This is a genomic window from uncultured Cyclobacterium sp. (genome assembly GCF_963976465.1).
Classification (GTDB): Bacteria; Bacteroidota; Bacteroidia; order Cytophagales; family Cyclobacteriaceae; genus Cyclobacterium.
In genome coordinates, this window is the sequence record NZ_CAXBOC010000282.1 from 1 (window position 1) to 7,315 (window position 7,315).

A 7,315-nucleotide genomic window follows, 5' to 3' on the forward strand; every position below is an offset into this window, starting at 1 on the left:
GGGCTTCGGTCTCGAAAAAGTGCATCATATAACCGGCGGTGTTTACAAAAGCCACAAAATCACCTATGGCAAGTAATTGGGGCAGGGAGATTTTTCGCTTGAGCAACACATCCCTCTCTAAACAATAGGCCCCGTGAAAAATACATCTACAGGTGCATTTGAATCCGCATTATCGGCATACATCACATAGGGATCCAGTAAAAAATCCTCACTGGAACTCATCATCTGACTCATATTCATCTCCAATCCTACCAGCCATTTTCCTTTAGCATGCTGTTTTCTATGCGCTACTTTGGCAATGGTCATTCCTGTCTGATTAAGCAGGGAACGGCCGGGTTCTATTCTGATCTCCAGGCCTAAGGCTTTTAGCAACTCCCTGATTCCAAGTCTAGCACCTCGTTTAAATATTATCATATTTGATGCTATTTCAATCCATTGTCGATTTTATTAAGCAGTGTCTCAAAATCAAGTGAATCGCCATGAATCATGTTTCTTTGCATTTCACTGTAATCGGATTTATAGTTATCCCAATGCTCATGTGGTGGAATAATCCGTAGACTTTGCAAAGTAAGTGTTTCGTAATTTGTTGCTTTCATAGGTGTTAAAACACTCCTATGGGCAACAATACTGTCAAAAAGTTTAGTGTTTTTCAATGCCTCTTTACCAAATTCTGAATCCAGTATTTGTCCAATATCATAGAAATGTCTAGACATTCTCAAATGCCTGACTTTTTCCGTTGGTTTTTCAAATTCTTCGTGCAATAAAATAAGCTTCTCTAAAAATGTCTTTTGAGGATTGGTCGCATGAACCGTAAATTCACTTTCAGCAAAATCTGTTTTAGGATAATGTTCATCAATAAACGACTTGATATTGACCTCTTGATTAGGTTCAATTAAAGACCTAGCGCTAACCTCAATCAAAATCCTTTTTGGGAGATAGGCAATCTCTCCAAATAGCGATTGGTAATTAATAATTATGGTCTCAGGGTCTTGGTCAGACACCTGTGTGTTTTCAACTACAACTTCATATAAACGCTCTTCAACACCGTGCCGGAATAATTGTTTTATGAGCAATTCAGTCAAATCCTGAGAAACGAAAGAATGGCTAACCCTTCTCAATTTTCGAATTTGTCCTTTCGATAATTCTCCCTCAAAACCTAAATATTTTCGGTCCAACCCTAAGTCAATATCTTCTGAAAATCGGTGAATTAAATTGAAAGCTTTACTCAAAGAAGTCCCTCCCTTAAATATCAAATGATTAGTCAAATTAGAGGTAAATAACATTCGTAACATTAGCGTGACCCAAGCATCTTTTTCAACTGCTTGTGGAGGTAGATTTGTTTTTACTCCAATCTGTGTAAACAATTCCGTTTGCACCTTTTTTGGTAATGAAAGCCAGTTCTTCATTTATCTAAAATTTTTTTCTGAACCCACACAGGTGCATCTTTTAGATTTTGATAAACAAGTTCTCGGTCCCCACTTTGGTCGATTATTTTCTGTAAATGATTAAGTTGGTCTTGTGTAACATTCTTTTCACCGATTGATTTCAATGCTTGAATTATCAGGTTGGTTAATTGGTGCTTAATGCTAAGGTTTTTTGGATTTGTCTTTTTGAATTCAATGGTTTGCTTACCCACTTTTATCTTTCTAGCTGTGCCATCAGTTAAGAAAACTACCTTCAAAGGTATTTGTGATGATAAACCTAATAGGTTTAAGGCTGTAGAACCTGTGGCAATAATTCTTGCTTTATCACGCTTGGCAATTGCTTTTGCAATTTGTTCGGCATGTGGGTATATGACGCCCAATTGCTCGTTTTTTTTAGGTAAAAAGTAAATCCCTTTCGCAATTCGTTCAATGTATTCATCTTTTGTTAAGCGTTGCAAAGATTTACGTGTAGCCTCATAATTACCTAAGTTGGTAAAGTCGGAAATAAAAAATACTTCTCCTTTATTAACCTTATTCTCTATTGTTTCTAAATCTACCATAGTCCCAAAAATAGCAAATAAATGGGACAATTTAAAAAAAAATCACCCACCTAAATGTCCCGATTTTTATCAATAAATGGGACATTTTACTGGAAATGGATCAATACTTTTGACTTTGAATACGGATAAAATTTCAATCTTTCAATGTCCCAAAACAGACCTTTCAAACCAATGTTTAACCATGGATTAACAATCCATGTGATTTATCCATTAATAAGCAAACACATTGAAAAAACTTAAATCAAATCATCCGCAGTAAAATCAGCTCCCTCCAACTTATCTTTAGTACTAAAACTTAAATTCTGGGACAGCTCAAAAAGATGGGCTTCGGTCTCGAAAAAGTGCATCATATAACCGGCGGTGTTTACAAAAGCCACAAAATCACCTATGGCAAGTAATTGGGGCAGGGAGATTTTTCGCTTGAGCAACACATCCCTCTCTAAACAATAGGCCCCGTGAAAAATACATCTACAGGTGCATTTGAATCCGCATTATCGGCATACATCACATAGGGATCCAGTAAAAAATCCTCACTGGAACTCATCATCTGACTCATGTTCATCTCCAATCCTACCAAGCATTGTCCTTTGGCATCCTGTTTCCTATGGGCCACTTTGGCAATTGTCATTCCTGTCTGGTTGAGCAGGGAACGACCGGGTTCTATTCGGATTTCCACCTGCATTGCCTTTAGCCTTTGGGCATTGCTTTCTTGGGTTACCGCATCTTTATAGTCCAGCACCTCTTTTAAAAATGTAGTACCATTGACCTTGTTATAATAGGGATAGGTTTTGAGTTTTCCGGTTAATTCCCCATTGATCATTTCATAGCCCAAGCCATGCCCATTGAAGGTTATCGGATTCCTATGGTTCTTCACCCCTTCCTGCAAGGCCTTATCAAAGGCTTTCCATTGCTCCTCACTTTCCAGGTAGTTCATCAATATCCCTCCCCCCATATCTATAAAAGCAATGGGGAAGCCCGACGGTTTGAGTCGCTTGGCCAAGGTTAAACAATCAGTCAAAGCTTTGCCACGCTGAAGGGTAGAATAGCCGTCCAGGTGAAAGTGAAAACCCTGAATAGAGAGGTTTTTAAAACGCCCTTTTTCCCCGAAATTTTCCAGAATAAAGGCCTCCACAGCAGCTATATCAAAGCCAAAACGACTGTAAAGCTTTTTCCCTTCTACCGTAAAACCACTTATGCGAATGCCTACAATGGCCTTTTTATTCAGTTCCTCTGCTATGCTTTGGGCTTGCTTACATTCATCCTCATTGTCCAGGACAATCGGCACTTGGGCTTGTATGGCCAAGGCATACTGTTCCTTGGTTTTAATGGCAGAAGTAAGTACCAGGTTTTTCCCGGTTCCACCCAGCGCGAGGGATTGTTCCAATTCCTTTAAGCTAGCTGTGTCCACACCTATGCCTACCTCCAAAGCCTGTTTTACTAGAGATTTGGATTTATTGGCCTTGCGTGCATAGTAGATTTGATGCTTTAATTCATAGCTTTCAAAAAGCTTTTTAAAGGAAGCAATATTATCGGAAAAGGAGGGCAGATGGTGCAGGTTGATGGGAGAACCATGCTTTTCAATCAGTTCCTTGATGATTTTCTGGTCTTCAAATATGCGGTGCATCCAAGGGGAAGTAATGGGCGTCAGGCCTGCATTCGGATTACCTTTGGTATAGTTAAGATTCATTTTCAATACAATTTTTTTCTATTTCTTTAAGCGCAATAAATTGGGCAACATCTTTTGCCCATTGGGAAGCCAAGTTATTTCGTTTTCTAGACAAGGTATCATTGTCCAAACACAGCCCTTCAGTAGGCGTGCCATAAAGGGCAATCCCTTCATTCACTTTTCCATCTGCTTCAATCAATCGCCCTTGGCTATCCATATCCATGCAACCGGGTGTATAAGTGCCCCCACTAGAATTTTGGAATCTTCTACCGATGCCTTTTTGCAAGATGGAACGGTAAAGGAGACTTGGCTTGTCATTGCCATTATTTCTGGGAATCCGAGCATTGATCAGGTAGTCGATGACTTGCTCTTTCTGACCACCTACCTTCAATACACCATAGTTCTCACCAGATCCATCAATTTTAAAAATGGCCCCTTTCACAAAACCGAAATCCACTATACCTGCATTGGCAAGTGCCAGCATTTTTTTTAGGTTCTTTACCGGAGGACCATAAGCGATACGGTTAAAAAGACCAAAATAATTGTTGTCAAACAATTGATGGGAAGCAGCATCCAGCCCGCCAAAACTGTAGACTTCATTGAATATTGCACTTATCCTTCGCCAAGTAGCAAAAGCTGCATTTAAAGGGCTTTCCTCGGGCCCTTTTTCGGCTTCCACAAGTAACTTTTCAATATAGTCTGCAACTTTTCCATGGGTCAATTGGGCTTGGTCGGTAAAGGGATCCAATAATTTTTCCCAATTAAACCTTTTGGCTTCAGGATAGTAGTGGTGAAAAACTTCAATCTGCTCCTGAATACCTTCAAATTTTGGAAGCACCAGCAACCTCCATCGGTAATGCTTAAAAAGCACCCGGTAATAACTTACCGTACATTCTTTGATAATCAAGGGAAGGATGGCCTTATCGAAGGAAACAGGCTTGGAGTCCTTAAGAGCTGCCATTCGGTCTGCCGTAAAAAAAACAAGTGGCTGCTTAATTTCGGTATGGCCTGTACGCGACATCATGGGAAGACCTGTTCTGGAATAGATATAAATTTTACCGGGCTCCTTTCCTGATTGCTTATAGGTCATTTTACCCGATTTATTCACCGAAAACTCCCCACCTCTTCCTTCGGTAAGGGCTAATAGGGCATCAATACATGTGAGACCAAATCCTTTTATCGCCACCTTTGCACCGGATTCAATATGTCCTAAAGCCCGCTGAGTAGGGTAAACAAAATCTATATAGTGATTGGAAAGGTTTTCTTCCAGAAAGCCGGCTCCACATCCTAAATGTCCGGTAGTCAAAATAATTTTATCAAATTCCGGATAGGCATTTTGTTTATTCCCTTCGGAAAAAAGTCGGTATTTTTTTCCTGTCCTTTCAATATCCGTAACCGTTCGTACATGTTTTACCAGCTCAATATTATCAGGCAAATGACTACATAGACGAGTAAAACTTTCCATCAAATAAGTACCTACCCTCGCTCGGGGCGCAAAGGCTTCAGCTTTTGCCTCACTTGAATAGGCAGGTTGGCCCCGCAGCCAGCTTACAAAGTCCTGTGTATTTTCAAGAATGGCCACCGGTACCTCATCTGTCCAGCAATTGATATTGCTATTTGCATAATTCATCAGCAGATATGATGGCTGATCAGGACGGTAAACATTACCCGCTGCAAAGAATTCATTTTGATTGAACAGATGTATTGCGATCGGTTTTTTGACTTTGCGAGCTTTCAACTGCGCCACCAAGCGTTCAAAAGCATAGAACCCCTTGGGTCCGAAGCCCACGATGGCTATATTAGAAGCTGCTTGCTCCTCCGCTTGCACTGCCTTTACCATCCAATGGAAGAATTTAATTTCATTTTCCTTTTCGGGAAATGCTCCGCTATCCAATCCATATTATAAATGGTATCGAGGTAACGCTCTCCCCTGTCTGCCAAAAGAAACACACAATTGCTGTCTTTGGGGATGTATTTGATGTATCTGTTGATGGCAGCAATTACTCCCCCCGTAGAACCTCCACAAAGCACCCCTTCTTTTTTAAGCAAAGACCAGCAGCCTTCTACACAATCCAGGTCACTTACCTTTATATGTCCTTCAAATTTTTTCTTATCAATAAACTGTGACTGCACTCCTGCACCATGTCCAGGTATCAATCTTGGTGCTGCTTTACCTCCAAACAAGACACTTCCAATGGCATCCACCGCTATTATTTTGGTAGAAGGATTATTCTCTGCAATATAATTGGCATAGCCCATCAAAGTCCCACAGGTACTGGTGGAAACAAAAAGATAATCCACAGCTCCACCCAAGTCTCTCAATATTTCCTCAATGGTTTTATGGTGTGCCAAGGGATTGTTGGGATTTCCATATTGGTTGGTCCAGAAACTATTGGGTATGTCTTGCAAAAGCTCTTGCACCCTATCCAGGCGGGCGGCAAGGAAACTTCCCTTTTTTGTAGGTTCTTTGACGTATTCCAAACGGGCGCCATAGGCCTTCAGTAGTTTCTCGGTATGGGCATTCAAATTTGGGTCTACCACCACGATCAACTTTAAGCCATAATGGATACAGGCTTGGGCAAGGCCCAAAGCCATATTGCCGGAACTGGATTCAATAATGGTATCTCCTTTTTTTATTTCTCCTTCTTCAAGTGCTCTTTTGAGCATAAAAATAGAGGTTCTGTCCTTCAGGCTCCCTGAAGGATTGGCCGCTTCTAATTTCCCATAGAAGGATGCCCCGCTGCTCGGAAAAAGTTTGTCCAAACGCACCAGGGGAGTCTCTCCTATCGTTGCCACAATATCATTGGCAACTTTTATCTCATTGGCTGTCGTAATCATACCCGTTCTGTTTTAATCGATGGAATCCAAACTAATTGATAATTTATATTTATATAATGCATAAATTTTATGCCAGTTTATCTGAAGGGCTTAGTCAAGCCATTCCAAAAATCCCAAAGCTGTCAATTAATTTTTCATGCCACCCTAACTAAAATCCGGTTAAACATGTTTAAAAGTCCCATACCATGCCCTGCAGAGGCATCCATTGAGCAAAAAGTATTTAGTCCTTGATTTTCAGCCCTATTCAACTATTTTATTCATTTTCTGTGAAAAAATTATTAACCCAATTATCCAAAATAGTGCTGAGTGGTTTATTCTATAGCGCGCTAATCAATTTGGACCAAAGCGTTTTTTATTCAGCGTCTTCTCTTACAAATAGCGTTCACAAAAATTCTTATTGAGACCATTTTTTTTGACCCGATACCTAGGAAACCACTGCCGAGAAAATACCGCTTGGATCAAGTAGGGTTTAATTTAGCCACATTTATTTCTGCTAGGATTATTTTTTTTCAAACCTCCCGAGTTATTAAGATTACACCGGAATCCTATACGTTCCAACAACCCCAATAGGGGTGACATTTTTGTAGAAAGGGGTGTCAACCCCTTGTAAAATTTATATGAATCACATCCCGATTTTGGCGGCATTATTGCCATTTTTTTTTGCAACAATGCTGACAAAATCATCTTTCATTCCAATCTTGCTTTCCTGCATTTTATAGAATCCTTTACGTTCCCAAAACCCCAATAGGGGTGACATTTTTGTAACCAAGTGCGACAACCCTTGGAAATCAGGTAAAGTATACGCCCTGATTTTGGCGGCATTGTTG

At 40.2% G+C, this 7,315-nt stretch carries 8 protein-coding genes; all 8 read right to left on the minus strand.

Annotated features, from left to right (window positions below; genetic code table 11):
• Positions 1–117 precede the first annotated feature (117 nt).
• Complete coding sequence (locus tag AAC037_RS15405; RefSeq protein ID WP_339903814.1) at positions 118–414, minus strand: hypothetical protein; 297 nt, start codon at positions 412–414, stop codon at positions 118–120.
• Positions 415–422: 8 nt separating this feature from the next.
• Complete coding sequence (locus AAC037_RS15410) at positions 423–1,406, minus strand: nucleotidyl transferase AbiEii/AbiGii toxin family protein (protein WP_339903815.1); 984 nt, start codon at positions 1,404–1,406, stop codon at positions 423–425.
• Positions 1,403–1,984, minus strand: a complete 582-nt coding sequence (locus AAC037_RS15415; protein ID WP_339903816.1) for a DUF6088 family protein — start codon at positions 1,982–1,984, stop codon at positions 1,403–1,405. The genes AAC037_RS15410 and AAC037_RS15415 overlap by 4 nt, the downstream gene beginning before the upstream one ends.
• A 236-nt stretch (positions 1,985–2,220) precedes the next feature.
• Positions 2,221–2,412, minus strand: a complete 192-nt coding sequence (locus tag AAC037_RS15420) for a hypothetical protein (RefSeq protein ID WP_339903817.1) — start codon at positions 2,410–2,412, stop codon at positions 2,221–2,223.
• Between the two features lie 11 nt (positions 2,413–2,423).
• A complete protein-coding gene (locus AAC037_RS15425) occupies positions 2,424–3,671 on the minus strand; it encodes a Y4yA family PLP-dependent enzyme (protein WP_339903818.1) in 1,248 nt (415 codons plus the stop codon).
• Positions 3,661–5,490, minus strand: coding sequence for an FAD/NAD(P)-binding protein (locus AAC037_RS15430; RefSeq protein WP_339903819.1), 1,830 nt, complete (start codon positions 5,488–5,490; stop codon positions 3,661–3,663). The genes AAC037_RS15425 and AAC037_RS15430 overlap by 11 nt, the downstream gene beginning before the upstream one ends.
• Positions 5,484–6,488 (minus strand): 2,3-diaminopropionate biosynthesis protein SbnA, encoded by a 1,005-nt coding sequence (sbnA, locus tag AAC037_RS15435; protein WP_339903820.1) that lies wholly within the window; start codon positions 6,486–6,488, stop codon positions 5,484–5,486. The genes AAC037_RS15430 and sbnA overlap by 7 nt, the downstream gene beginning before the upstream one ends.
• A 622-nt stretch (positions 6,489–7,110) precedes the next feature.
• A partial coding sequence (locus AAC037_RS15440; RefSeq protein WP_339903821.1) for a hypothetical protein occupies positions 7,111–7,315 on the minus strand: 205 nt, incomplete at its 5' end.